The organism is Pseudoalteromonas amylolytica, assembly GCF_001854605.1.
GTDB lineage: Bacteria > Pseudomonadota > Gammaproteobacteria > Enterobacterales > Alteromonadaceae > Pseudoalteromonas > Pseudoalteromonas amylolytica.
In genome coordinates, this window is sequence record NZ_MKJU01000027.1 from 130,233 (window position 1) to 131,417 (window position 1,185).

The 1,185-nt window shown below is 45.0% G+C and carries 1 protein-coding gene; it reads right to left on the bottom strand.

The window, feature by feature from the left end; translation table 11 throughout:
* Window positions 1-391: 391 nt before the first annotated feature.
* Complete coding sequence (locus tag BET10_RS12660; protein WP_070985956.1) at window positions 392-673, bottom strand: GIY-YIG nuclease family protein; 282 nt, start codon at window positions 671-673, stop codon at window positions 392-394.
* Between the last annotated feature and the right edge of the window lie 512 nt (window positions 674-1,185).

A 1,185-nucleotide genomic window follows, 5' to 3' on the forward strand; every position in this document is an offset into this window, starting at 1 on the left:
GTAAAGGAATTCGATTCAGGAAAACCACTGCCATCCTGACGAAGGTCAGGATCTTGTGTCGGTTTTGTTGCAATGTGCACATGGACCCTGAAACAAGTTCAGGGTGACGGGGTTTGGAGTTGAGTGACGGGTTGGAAGTAGGGTAAAGGAATTCGATTCAGGAAAACCACTGCCATCCTGACGAAGGTCAGGATCTAGTGTCGGTTTTGTTGCAATGAGCACATGGACCCTGAAACAAGTTCAGGGTGACGGGTTTTGGAGTTGAGTGAGGGGTTGAGAGTTGGGTTGAGTTCAGAGTGATGTAATGGTTAGTGAAACTCGCCCACATGAGAAGGGCACTATTTGATAAGAGCAAGTTTCAAATTTCAAATGGACATATCAGATAATTGATTTAGATAAAATTGTATAAATCAATCCACTCAGGATTCTCCTGCTGAATTAGATTCAATTTCCACTGTCTACGCCAGTTTTTTAACTGTTTCTCTCGACAAAGTGCCGAGTACATTTGTTCATGACATTCAAAGTAAACTAGCTGGGTAACATTATACTTCTTTGTGAACCCGTCTACGTAGTGTTGCCGATGTTCATAGATGCGTTTTTTTAAGTTACTTGTTACGCCGACATATAGTACGCCTTTTGGCTTTGAGCAGAGTATATATACGGTTGGTTGCATTGATGATCCTTATCATTGCTTGTTTAGGTTAAAAGTGATTATAGGCTATGAGACCAAAAGTATTCTAGGGCCATCATCCTGACGAAGGTCAGGATCTTGTGTCGGTTTTGTTGCAATGTGCACATGGACCCTGAAACAAGTTCAGGGTGACGGGGTTTGGAGTTGAGTGACGGGTTGGGAATTGGGTGAAGGGTTGGAAGTAGGGGAACGGAATTCGACTTAGGAAAACCATCGTCATCCTGACGAAGGTCAGGATCTTGTGTCGGTTTTGTTGCAATGAGCACATGGACCCTGAAACAAGTTCAGGGTGACGGGGTTTGGAGTTGAGTGACGGGTTGGGAATTGGATGAGGGGTTGGGAATTGGATGAGGGGTTGGGAATTGGATGAGGGGTTGGGAATTGGATGAGGGGTTGGGAATTGGATGAGGGGTTGGAAGTAGGGGAACGGAATTCGATGCAGGAAAACCATCGTCATCCTGACGAAGGTCAGGATCTTGTGTCGGTTTTGTTGC